The organism is Bradyrhizobium sp. CCBAU 45384, from assembly GCF_028128665.1.
Taxonomy (GTDB): domain Bacteria; phylum Pseudomonadota; class Alphaproteobacteria; order Rhizobiales; family Xanthobacteraceae; genus Bradyrhizobium; species Bradyrhizobium manausense.
Genome location: NZ_LBIZ01000120.1, coordinates 320729 through 344096, shown reverse-complemented (window position 1 = coordinate 344096; position 23368 = coordinate 320729). Strand labels below are relative to the sequence as shown.

Below are 23368 nucleotides of genomic sequence, written 5' to 3'. Positions count from 1 at the left end.
CTCAACACTCCGCCAGCAGAACATCGAGATCGGCAGTCGATTGCCGGCCGACATCGGCGCCGTGCTCGCGGAGAAACGCATCCGCGGCCAGGCGTCCCTCGGCGCGGAGCAACGAGACAAACTCCCATTCCGCGTTGAGCTTCGACGAAGCGCCAAACTTCGCCAGCATGTCGCTCTTGACCCGGTGCGTCCGCATCTTCGCCCAGCGCGCCCCCTCGCCGCTGCCGGGATCGGCGGCCTGGCGCAGCAGCGCGATCATGCGCAGCTCCTTCATCAGCGGCGAGTTGAAGGAGATTTCGTTGAGCCGGTTGAGGATCTCCGCCGCGGTGCGCGGCACTTCCGGCCGTTCGGTTGGATTGATCTGAACGAGTATCGTGTCATGCGCGTCGCTCTCGCGAACCAGCGGCGTGATGGTCGGGTTGCCGGCATAGCCGCCGTCCCAGTAAGGCTCGCCGTCGATCTCGATCGCACGAAACATGGTCGGCAGGCAGGCCGATGCGAGCAGCACGTCGGCCGTGATCTCGGCGTTGCGGAAGATGCGGCCGCGACCCGTGCGCACGCGCGTCGCGGTGACGAAGAGCTGGATCTGCGAGCGCGCGAGCCGCTCGAAGTCGATGCTCTCCGCCAGCACCGCGCGCAGCGGATTGTAGCCGGTCGGATTGAGGTCGTAGGGCGACAGCACCCGCGACATCAGGTCGGTGAGGATGTAGAAGGGCGAGGTATCGAGCGTCCAGCGTCCCATCAGCCGGTCGAGCGGTGAGCGCTGCAATGGGCTGAAGGCGGCAGCCTTCGAGACACGGCGCCAATATCGTTCAAGCGCCTTGCGCGCGCCCTCGGCGCCGCCGGCGGTCCAGCCGTCCGCCAGCACCGCCGCATTCATCGCGCCGGCCGACGTGCCGGAGATCGCGGCGATGGTGAGCCAGTTCTCCTCCAGCAGGCGGTCGAGCACGCCCCAGGAGAAAGCGCCGTGCGAACCGCCGCCTTGAAGTGCGAGATCGATCAGGACGGCGTCGCGTTCCATGGCGGACACTCGCGCAACTGAAGCTCAAATTCGACGTGATTGGAACACGTCGAAGCCGGTACAGTTTAGAGAGTTTAGGCCGGACAATGCAACCGGAACGTGACGAGACCTAAAGCGCGAGAATCGTCATCGCGCTTTAGCTCTTTGTTTGAGCATGATCTTTTCGGAAAACCGCTTCACACTTTGCGCTAACCCGGTCCTTCGGGTCCGGATCATGCTCTAGTGCTCGAACACCAGCCGCGCGCCGACCGTGCCTTCGAGGGCGCGGATCTGCGCCAGCAGCGCGCCGGAGTCCTGGCCGCCGAGATCGGCATCGAGCACGACATAGCCGAGGTCGCCGGCAGTCTCCAGATATTGCGCGGCGATGTTGATGTCGCGCTGGAGGAACACCTCGTTCAGCCGGCGCAACATGCCCGGCACGTTGCGATGGACGTGGCTGAAGCGCGCGCCCGAGGGGCGCAGATGCAGCTGCACCTCCGGGAAATTCACCGCGCCCATGGTCGATCCCGTGATGAAATAGTCGACCAGCTTGCGCGCCACTTCGCCGCCGATGCGCTCCTGCGCCTCCTCGGTCGAGCCGCCGACATGCGGAGTGAGGATGACATTGTTGAGGCCCTGTACCGGGCTCTTGAAGCGCTCCGAATTCGACGACGGCTCGACCGGAAACACGTCGATGGCGGCACCGGCGATGTGGCCATCGCGCAAGGCGCCCGCGAGCGCATCGAGATCGACCACCGTGCCGCGGCTGTTGTTGATCAGGAACGCGCCAGACTTCATCGCCCGCAGCTCCTTCTCGCCGATCATGCCCGCGGTTTCCGGCGTCTCCGGCACGTGCAGGCTGACGATGTCGCTCTGCGCCAGCAGCTCTTCCAGCTTCTCCACCGGCTCGGTGTTGCCGTGGCGGAGCTTGTCGGTGCGGTCGTAATAGATCACCCGCATGCCCATGGCTTCGGCGAGCGTCGAGAGCTGCGAGCCGATATTGCCATAGCCGATGATGCCGAGCGTGCGACCGCGCACCTCGCGGCTGCCGGCCGCGGATTTGTCCCAGCCGCCTCCATGGGCCGATACCGAGCGTGGAAAGATCTGCCGCAGCAGCATCACGATCTCGCCGATCACGAGCTCGGCGACGCTGCGGGTGTTGGAGAACGGCGCGTTGAACACGGGAATGCCGCGCTTGCGCGCCGCCAGCAGATCAACCTGGTTGGTGCCGACGCTGAAGCAGCCGACCGCGAGCAGCCCGTCAGCCGCTTCCAGCACCTCGTCGGTGATCTGGGTGCGGGAGCGGATGCCGAGCAGCGACACGCCCTTGAGCGCCTGGCGCAGCGCCTCGCCATCCAGCGCCTTGGTCAGACGCTCGACATTGGTGAAGCCTGCGCCCTTGAACAGATCCACGGCGCTATCGTTGACACCTTCAAGCAGCAGCGCCTTCGCGCTCCGCTCAGGGCTTTGGCCTGCGGCTGGCATGGAATCTCCTGAAATGACGGCTTTGCCGCAGCTCTTAGACCGTGGACGAGGCCGAGCACAATAGGGTTTGGATACGGGAATATCGTGGCCTGGTGGTAGTCAGATCACGTAAAACCCGTGCGTGCCGTCGCGGCGGAGCTGCTCGACGAGGCCATATTCCCAGTCGAGATAGGCCTGCATCGCCTGCTCCGCAACATCCGTGCCCTCATAGGGCCGGCGGTAGCGATGCGCCGGATCGGGCTTCGGCAGCACCAGCGGCGGGCTGGCCTCGAGCGGGCCATCATAGCCGCCTTCGAGGACATAAACCTCCCAGCCCATCTGCGCGAGCCAGGACGCCGTCATGTCGGCGCGCACGCCCTTATCGTCGGTCAGCACGATGCGCGCGCCCCGCACCGGAGCCGCCATGTCGGTCTCCTGCACCAGCTGGCCGCCGGGATAGTGGCGAAAGCCCGGCAGGTGACCGGCCGCATATTCCTCGGCGCCGCGCACGTCGAAGCGATAGAGCGTCCGGCTGGTATCGGCGACCAGCGCCGCCATCTCGTTCGCGCCGACATGGCGGACGCCGGCGCGATAGGCGACGTCGCGCGCATTGGCCGGGCCGCCCTCGAACGAGCCGATCGCGCCGCGCCTGTCCGCGCCGTGATCGAGCGTGTGCCGCGCCAGCGTCCAGCCGATCGTGCCGTTGCGCAGCGCCCGCACCTTGTTGGGCACGCCGGCATTGATCAGCGATTGGGTGCCGATGATCGAGCGGGTGCGGCCGGCACAATTGACGATGATGGTGGTGTCTGGATCGGGCGCAGCCTGCCCGGCCCTCAGCACCAGCTCGGCACCGGGCACGCTGATCGAGCCCGGGATGTTCATGGTCGCATATTCGTCGAAGCGGCGAACATCGAGGATGGCAATGTTGGCCTTGTCCGCGATCAGCTTTGCCACCTCGTCGGCGCCGAGCGAGGGCGTGTGACGGCGCGCCTCGACCAGCTCGCCGAACGCCTTTGAATAGGAATTGACGTCCTCGAACACCTCGTAGCCCGCCGCACGCCAGGACCTCAGCCCGCCATCGAGCGCGCGGACATTGCCGTAGCCGAGCGCGGCGAGGCGTTCGGCGCCTGCAGCGACCAGCCCCTCGCCATCGTCATAGAGCACCACCGGCACGTTCTTGCGCGGCAGCCGCACCGCGGCCTCGATCGCGATCCGGTCCACGGCCATGTTGGCGGCAAACAGCGGATGACCGGTGGCGAAGGCCGCCTCGAACCTGACATCGAGCAGCGCAATCTCCTCGCGCAACAAGAGCGCGCGGCGGACATCGGCGGGAGTGACGGTCGTAAGCTTCATGGCGTGAACCCTGGTAAGGACAGGCCATGGGCTTTTGAACGATTGCAGCGAGCTTGGCTAGAGCATGATCCGGAAAAGTGTGAAGCGGTTTTCCCTCGCGACATCAGCGGATCGCGTTTGCGCGGAGATCATGCTCAAACAAAGAGCTAAAGCGCGATGACGATTCAGCCCAATCTCATCGCGCTTTAGTCATTCGGCCGCATGGCGGCCCGATCAGCCCGCCAACTGCTTCTCGATGATGCTGGCAACCCGCACCGGGGTCTCCAGCATGGAATAATGTCCGGCGTCGTCGATGGTCTCAAAGGTAACGCGGGGATAAGCGAGCGCAAAGGCATTGCGTAGCGGCTCGCCGCGATAGAACGGAATATCCAACGCGCCGGTCACGACATGCAGGGGTGCGGCCAGCCCATGGGTTTCGCCTGATATGGCGGAGGACGTGAACATGGTGAGATAGCCGCGCTTGGCCTCGACCGTCGAGGCCTCGCGCGCGATGGCGAGCTTGCGGCGCAACCAGCCGGCACCATAGCGGCTGGAGGTGCGGGCCGTGATCGCGCGCCCGGCCGCTTCGTCCTCATCGATGACGGCATTGAGCGCCTTCATCGCCGCCTCGTCGGCGCGGAAGCCGGTCGGTGGCACCGGCGAGAACAGCGTCACGGTCTGAAGCCGGCTCCCGGCCTGAAGCGCGATCTTCTGCGCCACCAGACCGGACATCGAGTGACCGACAAGATGGAAACGGGTGATGGCGAGCTCATCGGCGGTACGCAGCACGTCGGCCGCAGCCTCATCCAGCGTGTAGCTGCCGCTTTCGCCGCGCGACCAGCCGTAACCCCTGAGATCCACAAACACGATGGTGCAGCGTGCCGGATCGAGATAAGGCAGCACCGGCTCCCAATTGACGTGATCGCCAAGCCATTCGTGCAGCACCACGCACACCGTGGATCCGTTGCCGATGCGGCAATGGCCGAGCCGGTTGCCGGTCGCCAGTTGCGGTGAAGGCCAGGGCGATGGCGAAGTGCTGGCAGCGCTTCCCGCGCCTTGCGCGAACGCCGGAGTGTTCGTGATGGCGGCGGTAGCGGTCAGACCCAGACCCTTCAGGACGTTGCGGCGCTGCATGTGTTTCCCCCGCGCCTCTGGTTGCGACTGGCGCGCATGCCTGATAGCGCGCGCCTGCCTCATGGGAGAAATTGATTTCTGCAATGGCTTGATTGATAAATCTCATTCTGACCGCCCGCCGCGCCGGAGCTTTCCATGCCGACAACCCTCGATCTCGATACGCTCCGCGCGCTGCTCGCCATCGTCGAGCTCAACAGCTTTTCGCGCGCGGCGGAGCGATTGGGGCGATCGCAATCCGCGATCAGCCTGCAGATCGCCCGGCTCGAAGCCATGGTCGGCCGTCCCTTGCTGGAGCGGGCGCGCGGCCGGGTGCTCGGGCCAACCGTGAAGGGCGCCGAGCTCGTCGCGCATGCGCGGGAGATGATCGCGCTCAACGAGCGTGCAGTTACCGCGATGCGCCGGCCGGCCTCGGACGCGCCGATCAGGCTCGGCATGCCCGCCGATTTTCTCGAGCGCGATTTCGCGTCTGCCGTCGGCGAGATCCGCTCGCGCTTTCCCAAGGCACAACTATCGGTGCGCACCGACCTGTCGGCTCGACTCGCCGAAGACGTCGATCATGGGCGGCTCGATCTCGCCTTCTACAAGCGCGCCCCCTCGAACGCCGCGGACGCCGCGATCGCGTTCGAACCAATGGCATGGTTCGGCAAGGTGCCGGCGCCAAACCGGTCCGACGATACCGTTCCGCTGGTGGCCTTTGCGGACGGCTGCGCCTATCGTGGCGAAGCCCTGCGCAGCCTGCGCCTGATGGGACGGGATTGCAGCGTCGCCTGCGAGGCGCGCAGCCTTTCCGCGCTGGTCGGCGCCGTCAATGCCGGCCTTGGTTATGCCGCGCTGCCGGTCAAGCTCGGGGCGCGCAAATCGCTGCAGCAGGCGAGTGATCTGGCGGGCCTGCCGCGACTCAACGCCGTCGAGCTAGCTCTTGGTATTGCCGAGGGCTGCAACCTGCCGTTCGCCCGCGCCATCGGCGGCATCATCGCCGAGCGCTGCGCGCTGGCGTGACGGCCGCAGCTTCCGGCGCGACAGGTACAGGAGCACGCCGGTGACCGCGAACAGTGGCATCAGCGCCGCGGCAATCATGAACGCAAGCTTGCCGGGCCAGCCCAGGATCGCGCCGCGGTGGATGTCGAACACGCCTGCGATGGCTTTTTCGCCCAGCGTCTTGTCGGCGTAGCGTTCCGAGGAGATCACCTGGCCTGTCGCAGCGTCGATGCGGAATTCGTCGCGCTCGCTTTCGAGCGTGGAGCCCTTTGGCCACGACCGGATCCGCATCACCGTGCCCGGACCTGCCTGAAGGATGAGCTGAACCCTGGCGAAACCGCCACTCTCACGCTGGATGGTCGCCCACGCGCGATCGAACCCGACGGCCTCGGCCGTCTCGGCCCGGCCGGCTGGACGCGGCGGCTTCGGCTGCATCTTCGCCGCCGCCACGTGGGGGCGTGCCAGCAACCAGACGACGCCGTCCTTGTACCAGTCGAACGAGTACCAGAGGCCTGTGATGGCCATCACCAGATAGACCGGCAGCACCCAGGTGCCGATGACGGCATGCAGCGAACGGTGCAGGCCACGGCCGCTGAGCGCAAGATTCGGCTTCAGCCACATCTTCATGCTGCTCGCGCGACGCGGCCAGCGCAGAACGAGGCCCGAGACCAGCATCAGGATCAGACCCAGCGCCGCAACACCTGTGATCTGGCGTCCCCATCCTTTGCCATCGCCTGATATCAGCAACCAGCGATGCAGCCGGCGCACCGTCGCAAAAAATTCCTCGCCACGCGGGACACCCAGGACGTGGCCGTCATAGGGATCGACATAGAGCGACGACGGCCGCCCGCCGGGCTCGTCGCGCGCGAAGCGAATGTGCACGGCGGCCGCAGGATCGCTCGAGAGCGTCATGCCGGCGACCCTGCCAACATCTGGCACGACCTTCAGGCGCGACGCCAGCTCGTCCGGTGACAGCGCCGGCATCGCGCGCGGCGCGACCTGCATGATGCCGGCGTTCAGATGGTCGACGATCTCGTCCTCGAAGCTTATGACCGCGCCGGTGAGCGCGATCAAGGAGAGCAGCAGCGCGAGGACGAGGCCCGCGATGGAATGGACCTGGAGCAGCGCGGCGCTGATCTTGCGTCCGGCCTGATGTCGTATCGCCATGGCTAGAAATTCACCGTCGCCGACAGCGAGATTCGGCGGCCATCGCCCATCGCGACGTTCAGGGCGTTTCCGGTGGTGGAGGTGTAGTAGACCTTGTCGAACAGGTTCTTGACGTTGAACTGATAGGTCACGGGCACCTTGTCGACCCTGGTGTCGTAGGTCGCGAAGATGTCCGCGACGGTATAAGCGGGAAGGAAGAACGTGTTGGCGGAGTCGCCCGGCCTGTCACCGGCATAATGTGCGCCGCCGCCGAGTCGCAGGCGACCGGGGAGCCGGTCGCCGAAATCGTAGACCAGATAGAGCGAGGCCGTGTTCATCGCGGCGTTCAGCAATTTTGCGTTGCCGACGACGGGATCGTTGATCAGGCGTGCGTCGGTATAGCCGTAGCTGCCGATCATGCTCCATTCGTCGGTCAGCCGGCCGGTGACGTCCAGCTCGACACCGCGCGACCGCGCCTTCGCGGATGTTCGTACCAAGACCGTACCGCTGCTAAAGGGATCGGCGACCAGCACGTTCTTCTTCTCGATGTCGTAGACCGCAAGCGTGCCGGACAGCCGCTTGTTGACGTCGAACTTGACGCCGGTCTCCCATTGCGTGCCTTCTTCAGGCGCAATGGTGGAGTCGACGACGAAGCCGATAGGTGCACCGGTGAAGAGCGCAATGGTCGAGGTCGGCTTCAGCGACTGCGTGTAGCTCAGATAGTAAGAGAGCTCGTCGTTCAGCTTGACGATGACACCGCCGAGCGGCAGCACCTTGTCGCCGGAAAGGTTGGTGTTGGTGACGAAGACAGGCCGGCCCTTTCCGGCGAGCTGCTCGTATTGCATCCAGCGCACGCCGCCGACGACGGACAGCCAGTTGGTGAGATGGAACGTGTCCTGCGCGAACAAGCCGCGGGTGCCGAGCTTGTCGGTCTGCTCGCTGTCGGTCGCCGAGATGGTCGTGCCGGGTATGACGCGCCCGTAGACCGGGTTGTAGAAATTGAAACTCGGCGTCGCCTGGCGGATCAAATCGTGGCGATCGATCGTGCGATACATTGCCTCGCCGCCGAACAGGACCTCGTTGCGGAAGCCGCCGACCCAGACGTCCCCCTGCATGTAGGAGGTGCCGTAGCTGACGTTGCTCAGCGAGTTCTGGGTGCCGTCATTGCTGCGGGTCTCAATACCGGTCGCAGCATTGATGCCGGTGATCCGGAGCTGATTGGCGCTGTAGGTCTCGGTGTTGTAGCTGTAGGCCGTCGTGACCTTCCAATGATCATCGAGCTTCTGCTCGACCGAGCCCTGCACCAGATCGGACGAGCCCCACATATTGTTGAAGGGCTCATCCAGCCGGCGCGTCGCCGGGATCGCCAGCGGCGCGCCCTTGACGAAAGCGGTGCCGCGATCGAACGGGGTGATGAACTCCCGATGCTCATAAGTGAGCTGGACCGTCGTGGTCTCGCCGTACCAGGCGAGCGACGGGTTCACCAGCATGTCCCGGTGACGGCCGAAATTGCGCCAATAGTCTTCGCTGACGCCGTAGCCGATGAAGCGATAAGCGAGCCCGCCATCGCCGATCGGGCCGGTGACGTCGAGCGTGCCGTCGGCGCCGTTGCGGTTGTTGGCGTAGGTCGAGCCGAGCAGCGTGACCGAACCGTGCTGGTAAAGCTCGGGACGCTTGCTGATTGTGTTGACGATGCCGCCGGGATCCATGATGCCATAGAGTAGCGAGGCCGGTCCCTTCAGCACCTCGACACTGTCGACGGCTGCGTTCAGGCTGCGCCCCTGCACCAGCGGCATGCCGTTGCGCATGATTGAGCCGTCCCGATTGTCGCCGAAGCCGCGGCGGATCACCGCATCCTGCGTTCCGGCGAGCGTATTGGTCTGGGTGATGCCGCTGATGTTGACCAGCGCATCGTCGATATTGCGGGGCAACTGATCCTTCAGGACCTGCGCAGGCACGACGTTGACGGATTGTGAGGTGTCGAGCGGAGATGCGCCCGAGCGCAACGTGCTCGCGCTCGGCATCGCGCGATAGCCGAGCCTTGCGGCCTGCTGTGCGGCTGCTTCCGCCGCGGCGCGTTCCGACAATGTCGGGAGCGCGGGCGGAATGACCGTTGGGGTGCGGCGCGCAAGCGCCTGCGTCCGTTGTCGGGACTGCTGCGACGCGCGCGACGGTTTCGGCCGCGGCGCCGGTGCATCCACATTCACCGGCGGGAGCGCTGTTTGCGCCTGCGCGATCGCGCGGTTGAGAGGAATTTCAGCGAGCAGCAAGGCTGCGCCGACGAGCAGGCTGGCGCGGCTCCTGCCGCAGCGATTTCGATGACCTCTGACGCGAGAGCCATCCACAAGGGCACGCACTTTCGATTCACTTCCAAGTCACAGCATTGGCGCTCGCGCATCTAGCAGCGGCTGCGAATGAAGAGAACCGTCGGCGGACTTGAATAGCTCTAGTGTTGAATGGTTCTAACAACGGGCACGATCGCATGATGACGCGCTGACCGTAGTCGCGACGCGCGGGCGCGAATTGCAGCATCCGCAAATGAGGCACGCATGAACCAAGCGCATCTGCTCATTGTCGAGGCTGACGTTACGTCAATGACGCGAGACGGTGCCGCATTCTGCTCCGCAAGCCCCGCGCGCTCGCGCAAGCGCTACCCGGCGCCTCCGCGCCGGCGGGCGCCCGCCTCACGTCTTTTTGTTCAGAATAACTGCTCAGCTAAGCTTTGCAGATTATCTTCACATATGCCATGCATTCGACGATGATCGGCTCATCGGACCAACGCCCGTCCGCGCGCGCGGGCGCACTTGCAGAAGACCTCCGTTCCCTGGTCGGAAAGCTGAAGCGCCGGCTCCGCGAGCAGGCAGGCCCAGAAGAATTGACGCCATCCCAGGTGTCGATCCTGCTGCGCCTGGAAAAGGATGGCCCCGCCACGGTGTCGAGCCTGGCGCGATCGGAGAAGATGCGCCCGCAATCGATGAGCACCGCGGTCGCCGCACTTCTGGCCGCGGGCCTCGTCGGTGGCGCGCCCGATCCGAGCGACGGCCGTCAAACCATCCTGTCATTGACCAAGGCATGCCGCGAGTGGATCCGGATTGGTCGCGCCGCCCGTCAGGATTGGCTCTCACGGACCATTTCGGCCCGGCTGTCACCGCGAGAGCAGGACGAACTCGCCGCCGCCGTCTCCCTGCTCAAGCGGCTCGTCGACGATTGAAGCTGCCTCATTGCAGCTACCGGAAGGACGCCACGATGGTACTAACAACGCTCGACCCGATCACCGCGCTCATCATCGTCGACCTGCAACGCGGCATCGTCGGTCTCCCGTCCGTCCATCCCATCGGAGATGTCATCGCGCGCGCCGGCACGCTTGCGGCCACGTTTCGGCGGCATCGCCTGCCGGTCGTGCTGGTGAATGTCGCCGGCGGCGCGCCGGGCCGCACCGAGCGGCCGCGTCCCGGAGGTCCATTCCCCGGCGGATGGACCGATCTCATTCCCGAACTCGATCAACAGCCAAGCGATATCATCGTGACCAAGCGGACTTGGGGCGCATTCGTCAACACCGACCTTGAGGACCAGCTGCGGCGGCGCGGCGTCACGCAGGTCGTCATCGCCGGTATCGCTACCGGCACCGGCGTCGAATCCACTGCTCGGCAGGCTTACGAAGCGGGCTTCAATGTTACCCTCGCCATCGACGCCATGACCGATCGGCGCGCCGAGGCGCACGACTACAGCATCGCAAATGTTTTTCCGCGGCTCGGCGAGAGCGGCCCGACACAGGCGATCATCGATTTTCTGGCAACACGGAGTGCGCAGGCATGAACTGGCTTCATCTCATTTCTTATTTTTGGGGCGGCGCATTTCTTGCGAACGCGGTTCCTCATCTCGTCAGCGGCCAGCGCGGGGAACCGTTCCAGACGCCATTCGCGAAGCCGCCGGGAGAAGGACTGTCTTCGTCGACGGTGAATGTGCTCTGGGGATCCTTCAACCTGATCGTGGGATATCTCCTCGTCTGCCGCGTCGGAGAGTTCGCCTTGCTGGACACCGGCGATGTCATCGCGCTCGGGCTCGGCGCGCTGCTTCTGAGCCTCTTTCTCGCGCGGCGGTTCGGCAGGTTCCATGGTGGCAACCTGCCCACGGGTTCGTGAGCCTGCCGGGCGCGGGCACATTCCGCTCACTGCGGAACTACAATTACCGTGTATGGGCTGCAGGGGCGCTGGTATCCAACACCGGAACTTGGATGCAACGCGCGGCTCAGGACTGGCTCGTTCTCACCGACCTGACACGACACAATGCGCAGGCCGTCGGCATCGTGATGGCGCTCCAGTTCGGACCGCAGCTCCTGCTGATGCCGTGGACCGGTTTTGCCGCCGACCACTTCAATCAGCGGCGGCTTCTGGTTGCTACGCAGGCGACGATGGGACTGCTGGCGCTGGTGCTCGGCCTTCTCACGGTCACCAGCCTTGTGCAGCTCTGGCACGTCTATGTGTTCGCCTTCCTGTTCGGCTGTGCCGCGGCCTTCGATGCCCCGGTGCGCCAGACTTTCGTGGCCGAGCTCGTCGGTGACGGGGAGCTCTCCAATGCGATCGCCTTGAACTCGACGTCCTTCAATGCTGCGCGCATGGTCGGGCCGGCGATCGCGGGGATCGTCATCTCTTCAATCGGCACTGGCTGGGCCTTCCTGCTCAACGCCGCATCCTTCGTGGCGGTGCCCTGCTCGCTCGCACTGCTGCGCAAATCGGAGCTTCGCCCGAATGCACGCGCGCACCGGATCAAGGGCGGCATGACGGAAGGGTTTCGCTACGTGTGGTCGCGCAGGGATCTCAGGGCGATCATGATCATGCTTTTCCTGATCGGCACGTTCGGGCTGAACTTCCGGATTTTCATCTCGACCATGGCGGTCAGCGTCTTCCACACCGACGCACGCGGCTTTGGGCTGTTGTCGTCGACGATGGCGGTCGGCACGATCTCCGGCGCGCTATTGGCCGCCGGGCGCGCCCAGCCGCGTTTCATCTCGTTGCTGATGGGCGCCGCAACGTTCGGGGCGGGGTGCACGCTGGCCGCGCTTGCGCCGAGCTACTGGCTGTTCGCAGGCACGCTGGTCCTGATCGGAGTCGCGGCGCTGACGGTCACCAATACCTCGAACGCCGTGATGCAGCTCTCCACCGAGCCGCACATGAGGGGGCGGGTGATGGCGCTGCGGCTCGGCGTCGCGCTGGGCGGCACGCCAATCGGCGCACCAATCGTTGGATGGGTCGCAGATCATCTCGGCCCGCGCTGGGCGCTCGGCGTGGGGGCTGTGGCCGGTTTTGCGGCGGCGCTGGTCGTGGCCCGCGCCATGTCGGCGAGCACTGCGGTTGATCAGAGCGATCAAGCGCGCGCTTAGACCAGCGCAGGCCGGGTCAGCTCGTCGAGCTTTGCCTTGAGCGCGGCTCCGTCAGACAAAGCGCGCAGCGGCGGACGCACGCGGAGCCAGCCGGCGTCCCCGGTCTGCGCGGCGAGGATGGCCTTCAGCGTCGTCAGGAAAGACGGCGACTTCACCACGATATCGACAGCGGCCTGCATGCGCGCCTCGACGTCCTTGCCGTCGATCATCGCCTTGACCAGCTCCGGTGCGATATTGGCCATGCCGCAGATGGTGCCGGCGCCGCCTCCAGCGATCGCGCGCGCGATGTCGGTTTCGTTGCCGACGGTGATGGCGAGCTCGGGCGCCGCTGCGCGGAAGGCCTGGAATTGTTTGAAGTCGCCGCTGGAGTCCTTCAGGCCCGCAACCACCTTGCCGTAACGCTTGCGCAGACTCGCGGCGACGCGTGTCGGGATCGCGACGCCTGATATCTGCGGGATGTGATAGAGATAGGCACGCAGGCGATCATCGGCTGCGCCGTCGATGACGGCGGCGAAGGCATCTTCGATACCTTCAGGCGTGGCGCTGCGATCGAAATACGGCGGCAGGATCAGAACGTGCCGCAGGCCGAGACCGAGCACGGCGCGCGTCAGTGCGATGCTGTCGCTGATGGCAGGAAAGCCACCGCCGATGCCAATGCGTTCCGCCGGCACGCCGGCCTTGAGCACGGCTTCGATGGTGGCGACACGCTCGGTGACGTTGAAGGAGGTGCCCTCGCCGGTGGTTCCGAACAGCACGACGCCGTCCACGCCCTTGCCGAACAGCTGCTGGGCATGGGCGACAAGCTTGACGGAATCTACACTGCCGTCTGCCGCCAGCGGCGTTGCCGACGCCACCCAGAACCCGCGAATTGCCTCCGTCATAGCGCCACCCATTGTTGCAGCTCCCCGAATAAACTCGCGATCGTCGAGGGCTTATCGACCTTGTTTTTTCTTTACTTTTCGTCTTGTACCTTACATACAAGATGAACGCAAACCATTTCAGCCGTCACGGCGCGCATGAGGCGCAGCCAAATTTGGAGGAGGTCTCGCATGAATATGGTGAGCCCCGTCGGACATCCGGAGCCGTTGCTTGCCGCCTTGCGCGACAAGCTCGGCGCTGCGGCCGTGCTGACCGGCAGCGAAGTGCCCGCGCGCAATTGCAACGACTGGAGCGCGAGCCTGCCGCAAACGCCGCTTGCGGTGATCCGCCCGCTCGATGCGCAGGGCGTTGCCGATGCGATTGCGACCTGCCGGCAGGCGCGCCTGCCGTTCGTACCGCAGGGCGGCCTGACCGGGCTCTGCCGCGGCGCTTCGCCTGAGGCGGGCTGGGTCGCGATCTCGCTGGAGCGGATGACCGGCATCGAGGAGATCGACCGCGCGTCGATGACGATGACCGTCAAATCAGGCACGCCGCTCGAGACGATCCAGAAAGCCGCTGACGAGGCCGGCTTCTTCTTTCCGCTCGACCTCGGCTCGCGCGGCTCCTGCGCCATTGGCGGCAACCTCTCCACCAATGCCGGCGGCAACCGCGTGATCCGCTACGGCATGACGCGCGAGCTGGTGCTCGGCCTCGAAGTCGTCTTGCCTGATGGCACCATCATCACCAGCCTCAACAAGCTGATGAAGAACAATGCCGGCTACGATTTGAAGCATCTCTTCATCGGCTCGGAAGGCACGCTCGGCATCATCACCCGCGTCGTGCTGAAACTGTTTCCGAAGCCGCGCTCGACCATGGCTGCGCTGTGCGCATTGAAGGACTATGCCGCCGTCATCGCGCTGCTCGATGCCGCCCGCAGCGGACTGGGCCCGCTGCTCTCTGCATTCGAAGTGATGTGGCCGGATTATTGGGACGCGATCACGACCCGCGCCGGCGTCAAGCCGCCGGTCGCCGCGGACCAGGGTCTCTACGTGCTGGTCGAGGCGCAGGGCACCGACGAGAGCGTCGATGCGCCGCGCTTCCAGGCCTGGCTCGAAGAGCTGATGGAGCGCGGGCTGCTGGTCGATGCGGCCGTGGCGCAATCGCTGGCGCAGACGCAGGCGTTCTGGCGCGTGCGCGACATCTGCGCCGAGTTCGGCCAGGTGCTGGGGCCGCACATCTCCTACGATATCGGTCTTGCGGTGGCGCGGATGGACGAGTTCGTCACGCGCTGCAAGGCAGCGCTCGCTGACGGCATCAAGGACTGCGAAAGCGTCTATTACGGCCATATCGGCGACGGCAATCTGCACCTCGTCTCCTGGGTCACGGGCCTTCCCGTCGAGCAGCAGCCGAAGGAGGAGATGGACGCGATCATCTATGGCCTCGTGCGCGAGCTGGGCGGCAGCGTCTCGGCCGAGCACGGCATCGGCACGCTGAAGAAGAAGTGGCTCGGCCACGCCCGCAGCGAGGCGGAGATCGCGCTGATGCGGACGCTGAAGGCCGCGCTCGATCCCGATCATCTTCTCAACCCCGGCAAGGTGATCTGAGAGCATCCATGCGATCGCTCAGGCTCGATACGCCGAAATCGCTGTCGCAGCGGGTGATGCTACGGCTGCGGCAGGCCATCATCGACGGCGAGTTCGCGCTCGGGGCTGCCATCTCCGAGGAGATGGTGGCGAACTCTTTCGGAGTCAGCCGCACGCCGGTGCGCGAGGCGATGGGCCAGTTGCAGGCACAGGGGTTGGTTGTGATCCGGCCCCAGGTGGGTAGCTTCGTGTTCACGCCGAGCGCGGAGGACATTACCGCGCTCTGCACTTTCAGGATCGCGCTCGAGCCCAAGGCCGCAGAGCTCGCGTTCCGCCACGATCGCGACGGCGCCATCGCGACGCTGAGCGATGCGATCGCGGCGATGGAGCCGGCGGTCGAGGCCAGGGACAACATCGCCTATGGCCGCGCCGACGCCGCCTTTCACGAAGGCCTGTTCGTGCATTGCGGCAACCGCTACCTCGCCGAATCCTACCAGCTCGTCTCGGGGCGCGTGGCGGCACTGCGCACCAACCTGACCTCACCGATCGACGTGCGCACCCGCTCGTCATTCGATGAGCACCGCAAGCTGCTCGATCTGTTCGCGCGCGGCGAATTTGCGGCGTTCGAAGCGACGATGACGACGCACATCACGAATTCCGGCGTGGTCTACGCCAAAGCGTTGAAGGTGGAGACGCCGGCGAATTGAGCGGCTTCTACTTCCCGCTCTCCGGCCCCGGCCTGTCGAGGAAATCCAGCGCTGTGTTGATCTGTTCGAGCTGGTGCTCAATTTTGTCGCGGTCCTCGACCGCCTGCGCCTTCTCGAGCTGTTCGACAAGCTTCTGCTTCCGCGACAGCAAGTTCTCTATGACTGTACTCACAGTTCCCCCATCGCCCGAGGCGAATATCGAGGCAGATCCCGGACACGGGCGCGCGCAAGCGGGGCTCGCCACGATCCCGTAAGTCAGAATGTGCGCGGAGCCGGATCGTTCCTGCAAATGAACCGCGGCAGGCGAGCCAGCCACGGCGCCCGAGCCCGGCCGGGTAGGCGAAGGGTTAATGCGCCCGAATGAGGACGGAACCGGCATCTTTCACGCGAGCGTCGGTTGTATTCGCGCGGCCGGAGTCCTATGCCTTGGCGCCATGGACACCCAGATCATCACCGCCGAAAAGCCCCTGATGGCGAGCGCGCGCCCGCGCAAGCCCGCGCCGTTCCTCCCGATGAGCCGCGCCGAGATGGACGCGCTCGGCTGGGACGAATGCGACATCGTGCTGGTGACCGGGGACGCCTATGTCGACCATCCGAGCTTCGGCATGGCCATCATCGGGCGCCTGCTGGAGGCTCAGGGCTTCCGGGTCGGCATCATTGCGCAGCCGGACTGGCACTCGGCCGAGCCATTCAAGGCGCTCGGCAAGCCAAAGGTCTTCTTCGGCGTCACCGGCGGCAACATGGATTCCATGGTGAACCGCTACACCGCGGACCGGCGCATCCGCAGCGACGACGCCTACACCGCCGGCGGCGAAGGCGGCAAGCGGCCGGACCGCTGCACCATCGTCTACGCCCAACGCTGCCGCGAGGCGTTCAAGGATGTGCCTGTAGTGCTCGGCGGCATCGAGGCCTCGCTGCGCCGGATCGCGCATTACGATTACTGGTCGGACAAGGTGCGTCGCTCGGTGCTGGCCGACGCCAAGGCCGACCTCCTGCTCTACGGCAATGCCGAGCGCGCCGTCGTCGAGGTGGCGCATCGGCTCGCCGCCGGCGAGGCGCCGCGCGAACTCGACGACATCAGGGGCGTCGCGCTGTTTCGCCGCGTGCCTGAAGACTACACCGAGCTGCACGCCGACGATCTCGATTCCGCCGACGAAGGCGCCACGCGCCAGAAGGGGCTGACCGTGATCCGCCTGCCGGCGCTGGAGCAGGTCGAGCAGGACAAGGAAGCCTATGCCCGCGCCTCACGCGTGCTGCATCGTGAGAGCAATCCCGGCAATGCGCGGCCGCTGGTGCAGCGTCACGGCGATCGCGACCTCTGGCTCAACCCGCCGCCGATCCCGCTGACATCTGAGGAGATGGACGCGGTCTACGACCTGCCTTACGCGCGCGCGCCGCATCCCTCCTATGGCGATGCCAAGATCCCCGCCTGGGACATGATCAAGTTCTCGGTCACGATCATGCGCGGCTGTTTCGGCGGCTGCACCTTCTGCTCGATCACCGAGCATGAGGGCCGCATCATCCAGAACCGCTCGGAAGGCTCGATCCTGCGCGAGATCGAGAAGATCCGCGACAAGACGCCGGGCTTCACCGGCGTGATCTCCGACATCGGCGGCCCGACCGCCAACATGTACCGGATGGCCTGCAAGGACCCGAAGGTCGAGGCCGCGTGCCGCCGGCCGTCCTGCGTCTTCCCAGAGATCTGCCCGAACCTCAACACCTCGCATGATGATCTCATCCGTCTCTATCGCAAGGTGCGCGAGACCAAAGGCATCAAGAAGGTGATGGTCGCCTCGGGCGTGCGCTACGACCTCGCGGTCGAGAGCCCCGAATACATCAAGGAGCTCGTTACCCATCACGTCGGCGGCTACCTGAAGATCGCGCCTGAACATACCGAGCGCGGCCCGCTCGACAAGATGATGAAGCCCGGCATCGGCGCCTATAACAAGTTCAAGCGGATGTTTGATGAAGCGGCTGAAAAGGCCGGCAAGAAATACTATCTCATTCCCTACTTCATCGCGGCGCATCCGGGCACGACCGACGAGGACATGATGAACCTCGCGCTGTGGCTGAAGAAGAACCGCTATCGCGCGGATCAAGTGCAGACCTTCCTGCCCTCGCCGATGGCGACCGCCACGGCGATGTACCACACCGGCGTCAATCCCTTGCGCGGCGTGCGCCATGGCGGCAGCGACAAGGTCGAGGCGATCAAGGGCCTGCGTCAGCGCCGCCTGCACAAGGCCTTCCTGCGCTATCACGACCCCGACAATTGGCCGGTGCTGCGCGAGGCCTTGATCGAGATGGGCCGCCGCGACCTGATCGGCTCGCAGCCGCACCAGCTGGTCCCGGCGCACCAGCCGCCCGGCACCGGCAAGGCCGCCGGCACCAGGCGCCCCGTTCGATCAGGCGGCAGGACGCAGAAGTTCACGACCAAGGGCATACGGCTGATGAAGTAGCAGGCTATCGCGCCTGCTAGAGATCGAGCACCACCGCGCCTGACACGGCATCGGTGACGCCACGCCCCTGGCCCTGGTCCTCGAGCACCGACCTGAAACTGTCGAGCGTCTTGATCATCGCCGGCCGTGCCGCGACCATCGCGTCCTGGCTGGACCATCGGCCGATCAGGCAGAAGGTCTGCTCGCCGGTCTTGATGATGACGCCATGTTCGAGGCCCGGCCATTTCGCCTTGCCGCCGCGGTGCGCATCGAGGAAGGCGGCCTCCTCGCCGGCCTTCACCTTGAACTTCACCACGTTGTAAACCTGCATGGTGCGTCTCCTGAAAATGGATTGATTGAAAAACGCGAGCGCCGGACCATTTCGGGCTCGGGCAGATATTTGCACCCTCGCGACGAAAAGTCGAAAACAACCCCATGCACAGTAGCCGGCGACAGCGAAATCAAGGGCTTGAAGCGCAAAGAGGCCGAGTCGCGTCGTCATCGCGCCCGAGCGGGTCGGCTCGCACAAAATTTACGCAAAACCGAAAATCGCTTGAGGCGTCGGGCAAAACAGGTGTAGGATGGCATCATCGCGGCCTGCGGCAAGTCCCCGCTCCCGTGACGGCTGGACACCAATCTGCTCGCCGATCCAATCAGCAAATGCGTGATGAGCCGAGCCGCATTCCGCACGACACCATCTGAGAAACCTTCGACATGACGGCGAGCAGGATCAACCAGATCCGGTCAGAGCGACCCGGGGGCTATTCGGTTGTGGGGACAGTGCTCGGCGTTTTCCCTTCAAAATGGCTGCACAGCAATGATGTGTCTTTTGAGGAAACGGATTTCCGGAAGAACCGGCATTTGAACTGGCGATCACTTCCCGATCCACTTTCGGCCAGGAATATGCACTCGCTGCAAACGTCGGCGTGATGGCGGCCCCGCACAACGTCATGTCGAGACAGAACATGTCGGAGCATGTCACGCATTCGGGATCGATCGTCAACAGCGAGGGTCGCGATCTGATCTCGGAGGACATTTACCGGATCACGCTCAAGCAATTTCTTGCCTTGAGATGTAACGCTCAAAACTATTGACCGCTTGTCTTCCGGAGATGGCTCACGGGTCACCAATCCCTTACTCTCTAGAACTGCTGCGATTTGCGATGCTCCGCTACGGTTCGTCCCGAGAAACCCGGCGAGACCAGATGGTGTCCTGGAGAACCTGTTTGCACGGCCCAGGAAACGCAGCGCCATCCATTCGCGGTCGCTGAGACCCGAATGCTGACCTTCAAACAGCCAAGCGTTGGCCGTTTGCACCAGCAGCTCCACGACTTCGATTTCCAGTTTCATTGATGACAGGACTGCTTAGCCCGGAAGACCGCATTGGGCGCGGCGGCCTGGACATGGTGGCGGAAAGCTAGTGTCGGGACTTCGTTGCTTCCGGCATACCGTGCCGTGGAGGGCGTGCGTGGGCACATGTAACTCCATGCCTGCGAACGCGGCGATCTCCGCCCGAACTGCCGAATTTCGATAGCCTTACTGTTCCCAGCGAGGAACACCGTAGTAATACGGCTGTGAACCAACCAGGACCAATGCGGCACGGATCGAGAGCTCAGTCCCTGGCCCTTGGCGGTGCTGTCCTGATCAGGATTCCCGCCGGGTACCGCTAAGTTGAATTTGTGAGTGTTCTAAATTATTGGAGAGGTAAGGGGATAAGAAACGGGCGCGTTGCCGTGGTGGACAAGCTTAAACAGGCGTTGGAGCAATTGGAGCAGCCAATCTGCCCTGCCTGTCACATTGAAATGAGATGGACGAGGTCCGCGCTGGTCGCCTCGGATACCATCGCGCATCTATTCCATTGTCCGAATTGCTACCGGACGAGTGAAACAAATTCCAAGGTGCAAACGACCGTGATTCCGCCTGAGAAGTTGTCGGCGCCGTTCCGCAAAAGAGCCGCGTAACCGATCCATTTAATCCGGTGGGTCGCCCGCAATCCGTCCAAACATTCGGAAATCATGATACGCACCTTTGAACCAGGCCTTCTGTCGAAGGGTGCCCTCGTATCGAAATCCGGATTTTTCCAGGACCCGGTCTGACGCCGAGTTTCCGGGAAGCGTCCAGGCCTCAATGCGGTTGAGCCCAAAAATCTCGTGACCACATGCCACCGTGGCGGAGACCGCCTCGGACATCAGGCCCTTTCCCCAAAATTGCGGGTGCAGCTCGTACCCGATCTCGCCGGAACTCCATTTTCTATCAAAGCTATTGAAGCGGATCGCGCCAATGAGGGATTCCGACTTTCGGTCTTCGATGATCCACGCGCAGCCCTTGCCGGAGGCGTAAAGCTTCACCATCCACCTTGCATACCGTTCGCTTTGAATTTTGCTGGGTTTATCCGGCCAGTTTGAATGACGGGTTACTTCCGGTATCGACAGGAGTGCTCCGAAGGCGGTGGCATCTTTGGGTTTCATGGCGCGCAGCACCAGGCGCTTTGTGGACAGTGAGGGAAAATTCCGTCCTTTGGTTATCAACATCATGCTCTCGCTAGTCGCGCGTCCAATCAAATGTGGCGTCGGAATTCGATGGCCTAAGCGTCGTTCGATGGCTTGGGCGTAGCATAGTGGTCGAAACCCATCGTGAAAGTCGCACGCCCTCGGCTCAAAGAGCGCAGGCTATCGGCGTAGCCGAACATATCAGCGAGTGCCACCATCGCAGTGATAACGCTTGCGTTGCCGCGCACGTCCTGGCCCCGAATCCGGGCCTGCCGCGCATTCAGGTCGCTGATGACGGTGCCCGTGCAATCTTCCGGGGTCACCACTTCAATCTTCATGACCGGCTCAACGCTCAAAAATTCGCTCCGCGCTTGAACTGGGCAAGCTCGAGATCAACCTAAGGTTAGCGGTGTTAACTCAAAAGGTCTAGCTTGGCCCGCTGCTGATCTCCACGCGAACCTGGCTGCGTCCGACAGCGCTCGAACAGAGTTGAAGACGCAGTTGAGCCAAAGGCGACCTTTCGCTTGAGCACCCATCAAGTCGATCGCTGGCCGGAGCCAATTTTGAACGCGATAGGCAGCGTCAGCCCATGGGCCGATTTGTAGACCTTGGCGCGGCGCTCGAACGCGGTTCGGATCAAGTCCCGTGCTACCACTATCGTCTCAACTGGCTACCGGCCTCTCGGCTCTTGCTCCCGCGCAGCGGGCTGGAGCGCAGCGACTTTGTGCCTTGGCCCTTCGGCGAAGTCGCGGCTCGCCGATTTGAGGTCTGCTCCGCCTGGTCAAGCGGACGCAAAATGCTCGCGTCGAGCTTTTCTCAGTTTGACCCGTAGCCGACCTTTCGCTTGAGCACCCTTCAAGTCGGTCGTTGGCCGGAGCCAATTTTGAACGCGATGGGCAGCGTCAGCCCATGGGCAGATTTGTAGACTTTAGCGCGACGTTCGAACGCGGTTCGGATCAAGTCTTGAGTTGCCTGATCTTGGTGCCTGATGACAGCGCCAGTTAGAACGAGGCTGCCTAACCCACCTCGCCAAAGAGTTTCCGTGTCCGGAACGAAAAAGGAGGCTGCATGCCCGGTGACCGCCACCGCCGTGAGCCCAGCTCCTCTTAGTAACCGAAGAAATTCGTCCGAGTCCGAGAAACGAAACACATTGTGGCCCTGTGGGACGTCCTTCGGTAACGCTACTCCGATCTCCCCCCCCCCCCCCCCCCCCCCCCCCCCCCCCCCCCCCCCCCGGCAATGGCTTCACGGAAGAGGCCTTGGATCCGCTGGCGCGCCGGATCATCCCACCAAGCGAACGCAATGCGTCCGCCTGGCGCTAAGGTTCGGACGCACTCTGCGACAGCAAGTTCCGGCTGGGGAAAATGTCCAAGCCCAAAGGCGCAGACGACCGCGTCGAACATATGATCGAGAAATGGGAGATGCTCTACGTCTGCCTCACGATATTCTATGGCAGGATGCAGTTGGTGTGCCAGCTCTACCATCCGTTGGGACAAGTCAACGCCCACGGCGCGCGCGCCGCGATTTGCCGCCTCCGCCGCAAGAGCACCGGGCCCGCTCGCGACATCCAGCAGATTTGCGCCCGGTTGCAAACGTACGGCGTCGAGAAGCGGCTCGGTAGCTAGAGTGGTCACCGCTGCAAAAAATTCGTACATAACTCCTTGCCAGAGCGTCATGACCTTGGCGTTCGAAAGCACGCAGTCGTTCGGCATCGCTGCTCGACAATCCTTCTGAAGACATGATCATTACCTCTTCCGGACGATCCATCCCCAAAACCGCATCATCATAACAGCTCCGGCGAGCGGCAGCATCCTCGGCGTCCGGACGTGGCCCTTGGCTGACCTCAGTCCGGAGCGCGGCGATGTCGGCTCCTGAGAGGTGACCCGACCAAGGGCATGCTGGCTGTCGAGGGCAGCCTTTGACCCCGAGCCGACATCAGTCGGGTCGAAATCGCAACGGGTGCTGCGCCTTGAGTTGATAAGTGAACCTCGCAGCAGCCGAAACGTACTCACATTCATAGGCGCAATAATTGGTTCGGGGACTGCAAGGGGGACTTGTGGCGTGCTGGTCCTGGGTTGGATTTCGCTGATCGCGGCTATGGGGCTTCAGCTGATGCCATTGCTGGCGCTGGGGCGCGGTCTCGTTAGGGCAGCTCATTCCGACATCGCATTGATGAAAAGCCAGGAGGGAACATGCGCAAATCTGTCCGTGGTACCTTTGTCGCCGTGCTAGGTCTTGCCTTTATCGGTGCAACCCTCAGACCAATTGCAGCCGAAGAGCCTTACAAGGCTCAACTCGACACGTTGCGAAAATCGCTGGAGAAATATCAGGACTACAAGGCAGCCGTGCGCGACCGTTACCTGTCGACGGTGGGCTGCGTGCACTATTCTGGTGAGAAACTACCGCACCACATGGAGTATGCCAAAGGCGCTATGGGAGTGCACTTTGCCAATGTTACAGTGCAGGGCGCTCCCGATCCGATGAAGCCCAACGTTTTGATCTACGAACCCGTGGGCAAGGAATTGAAGCTCGTGGCTGTCGAGTGGCTGGTGCCTCTGACGGCAGATACCAAGCAGCGCCCCTCTCTCTTCGACCAACCCTTCATGGGCCCGATGGAAGGACACTGGCCGCTCATTCCAAAGGAGTTTGTACATTATGATTTGCATGCCTGGTTGTTCAAGGAGAACCCGCTCGGCATGTTTGCGCCCACCAACCCGAATGTTAGCTGCGAGGGCTACGACTTTTCCCTGCTGGAAGAGCCGACCATGATGGTGCCAGGCCCATAAACCAATCGCGAGGTCGGCTTCTGGCCCTTCTGCGACATCCGGAGATGTCCGGTTCTCCGCTGCCGTTCGGGGTGAGC

The 23368-nt window shown here is 63.8% G+C and carries 21 protein-coding genes and 1 pseudogene; 9 read left to right on the top strand and 13 right to left on the bottom strand.

The window, feature by feature from the left end; genetic code table 11:
* Window position 1: 1 nt before the first annotated feature.
* From XH80_RS41355 to XH80_RS41340, 4 genes are all read right to left on the bottom strand, one after another.
* Window positions 2-1021 (bottom strand): patatin-like phospholipase family protein, encoded by a 1020-nt coding sequence (locus XH80_RS41355; protein ID WP_271603592.1) that lies wholly within the window; start codon window positions 1019-1021, stop codon window positions 2-4.
* A gap of 219 nt (window positions 1022-1240) precedes the next feature.
* Window positions 1241-2485: a phosphoglycerate dehydrogenase gene (gene serA / locus XH80_RS41350; protein WP_271603591.1), complete on the bottom strand. Its 1245-nt coding sequence runs from the start codon at window positions 2483-2485 to the stop codon at window positions 1241-1243.
* Between the two features lie 99 nt (window positions 2486-2584).
* On the bottom strand, window positions 2585-3817 hold the full coding sequence (locus XH80_RS41345) for a rhodanese-like domain-containing protein (RefSeq protein WP_271603590.1): 1233 nt from the start codon (window positions 3815-3817) through the stop codon (window positions 2585-2587).
* A gap of 213 nt (window positions 3818-4030) precedes the next feature.
* Window positions 4031-4930, bottom strand: a complete 900-nt coding sequence (locus tag XH80_RS41340; protein ID WP_271603589.1) for an alpha/beta fold hydrolase — start codon at window positions 4928-4930, stop codon at window positions 4031-4033.
* 135 nt (window positions 4931-5065) lie between these two features.
* On the opposite strand from XH80_RS41340, the gene XH80_RS41335 reads away from it, so the two are divergent.
* Window positions 5066-5929, top strand: a complete 864-nt coding sequence (locus tag XH80_RS41335; protein ID WP_271603588.1) for a LysR family transcriptional regulator — start codon at window positions 5066-5068, stop codon at window positions 5927-5929.
* Here the strand turns inward: XH80_RS41335 and XH80_RS41330 are convergent.
* Both XH80_RS41330 and XH80_RS41325 read right to left on the bottom strand, forming a co-directional pair.
* Entirely contained in the window at window positions 5843-7075 is a 1233-nt protein-coding gene (locus XH80_RS41330; protein WP_271603587.1) for a PepSY-associated TM helix domain-containing protein, read from the bottom strand. The two genes, XH80_RS41335 and XH80_RS41330, sit on opposite strands and share 87 nt — an antisense overlap.
* A 2-nt stretch (window positions 7076-7077) precedes the next feature.
* Window positions 7078-9411, bottom strand: a complete 2334-nt coding sequence (locus XH80_RS41325; protein WP_271603586.1) for a TonB-dependent siderophore receptor — start codon at window positions 9409-9411, stop codon at window positions 7078-7080.
* A 389-nt stretch (window positions 9412-9800) separates the two neighbouring features.
* Between XH80_RS41325 and XH80_RS41320 the strand changes: the two genes are divergently transcribed.
* The 4 genes from XH80_RS41320 to XH80_RS41305 are packed head-to-tail and all read left to right on the top strand — an operon-like array spanning window position 9801 to window position 12434.
* Window positions 9801-10265 carry a MarR family winged helix-turn-helix transcriptional regulator gene (locus XH80_RS41320; RefSeq protein ID WP_271603585.1) on the top strand — a complete coding sequence of 155 codons (465 nt, stop codon included), beginning with the start codon at window positions 9801-9803 and terminating at the stop codon, window positions 10263-10265.
* 35 nt (window positions 10266-10300) lie between these two features.
* Window positions 10301-10870, top strand: a complete 570-nt coding sequence (locus XH80_RS41315; protein ID WP_271603584.1) for an isochorismatase family protein — start codon at window positions 10301-10303, stop codon at window positions 10868-10870.
* Window positions 10867-11196: a hypothetical protein gene (locus XH80_RS41310; protein ID WP_271603583.1), complete on the top strand. Its 330-nt coding sequence runs from the start codon at window positions 10867-10869 to the stop codon at window positions 11194-11196. The genes XH80_RS41315 and XH80_RS41310 overlap by 4 nt, the downstream gene beginning before the upstream one ends.
* The gene (locus XH80_RS41305) at window positions 11193-12434 is read left to right on the top strand and encodes an MFS transporter (RefSeq protein ID WP_271603582.1); all 1242 of its coding nucleotides are present in this window, start codon (window positions 11193-11195) and stop codon (window positions 12432-12434) included. Before XH80_RS41310 ends, XH80_RS41305 begins: the two co-directional genes overlap by 4 nt.
* Here the strand turns inward: XH80_RS41305 and XH80_RS41300 are convergent.
* On the bottom strand, window positions 12431-13315 hold the full coding sequence (locus XH80_RS41300; protein WP_271617977.1) for a dihydrodipicolinate synthase family protein: 885 nt from the start codon (window positions 13313-13315) through the stop codon (window positions 12431-12433). The genes XH80_RS41305 and XH80_RS41300 overlap by 4 nt on opposite strands.
* Window positions 13316-13483: 168 nt before the next feature.
* On the opposite strand from XH80_RS41300, the gene XH80_RS41295 reads away from it, so the two are divergent.
* Both XH80_RS41295 and XH80_RS41290 read left to right on the top strand, forming a co-directional pair.
* On the top strand, window positions 13484-14896 hold the full coding sequence (locus XH80_RS41295) for an FAD-binding oxidoreductase (RefSeq protein ID WP_271603580.1): 1413 nt from the start codon (window positions 13484-13486) through the stop codon (window positions 14894-14896).
* 8 nt (window positions 14897-14904) lie between these two features.
* Window positions 14905-15582: a GntR family transcriptional regulator gene (locus XH80_RS41290; RefSeq protein WP_271603579.1), complete on the top strand. Its 678-nt coding sequence runs from the start codon at window positions 14905-14907 to the stop codon at window positions 15580-15582.
* Window positions 15583-15589: 7 nt separating this feature from the next.
* Here the strand turns inward: XH80_RS41290 and XH80_RS41285 are convergent, their stop codons facing one another.
* A complete protein-coding gene (locus tag XH80_RS41285; protein ID WP_271603578.1) occupies window positions 15590-15754 on the bottom strand; it encodes a hypothetical protein in 165 nt (54 codons plus the stop codon).
* A 262-nt stretch (window positions 15755-16016) separates the two neighbouring features.
* Here XH80_RS41285 and XH80_RS41280 point away from each other — a divergent pair, with 262 nt between their 5' ends.
* Entirely contained in the window at window positions 16017-18038 is a 2022-nt protein-coding gene (locus tag XH80_RS41280; RefSeq protein WP_271603577.1) for a YgiQ family radical SAM protein, read from the top strand.
* Between the two features lie 16 nt (window positions 18039-18054).
* On the opposite strand, the gene XH80_RS41275 is transcribed toward XH80_RS41280, so the two are convergent.
* The 5 genes and pseudogenes from XH80_RS41275 to XH80_RS44185 form a co-directional block, all read right to left on the bottom strand.
* Window positions 18055-18348: a hypothetical protein gene (locus XH80_RS41275; protein WP_057751877.1), complete on the bottom strand. Its 294-nt coding sequence runs from the start codon at window positions 18346-18348 to the stop codon at window positions 18055-18057.
* Window positions 18349-18778: 430 nt separating this feature from the next.
* Window positions 18779-19366, bottom strand: a complete 588-nt coding sequence (locus XH80_RS41270; RefSeq protein WP_271603576.1) for a MarR family winged helix-turn-helix transcriptional regulator — start codon at window positions 19364-19366, stop codon at window positions 18779-18781.
* A gap of 620 nt (window positions 19367-19986) precedes the next feature.
* Entirely contained in the window at window positions 19987-20547 is a 561-nt protein-coding gene (locus XH80_RS41265) for a GNAT family N-acetyltransferase (protein WP_271603575.1), read from the bottom strand.
* Window positions 20548-20600: 53 nt separating this feature from the next.
* Window positions 20601-20855: pseudogene (gene fusA, locus XH80_RS41260) on the bottom strand (elongation factor G); the annotation flags it as partial.
* An 831-nt stretch (window positions 20856-21686) separates the two neighbouring features.
* Entirely contained in the window at window positions 21687-22160 is a 474-nt protein-coding gene (locus XH80_RS44185; protein WP_442869212.1) for a class I SAM-dependent methyltransferase, read from the bottom strand.
* Between the two features lie 537 nt (window positions 22161-22697).
* Between XH80_RS44185 and XH80_RS41250 the strand changes: the two genes are divergently transcribed.
* Window positions 22698-23291, top strand: coding sequence for a hypothetical protein (locus XH80_RS41250; protein WP_271603573.1), 594 nt, complete (start codon window positions 22698-22700; stop codon window positions 23289-23291).
* Window positions 23292-23368 lie beyond the last annotated feature (77 nt).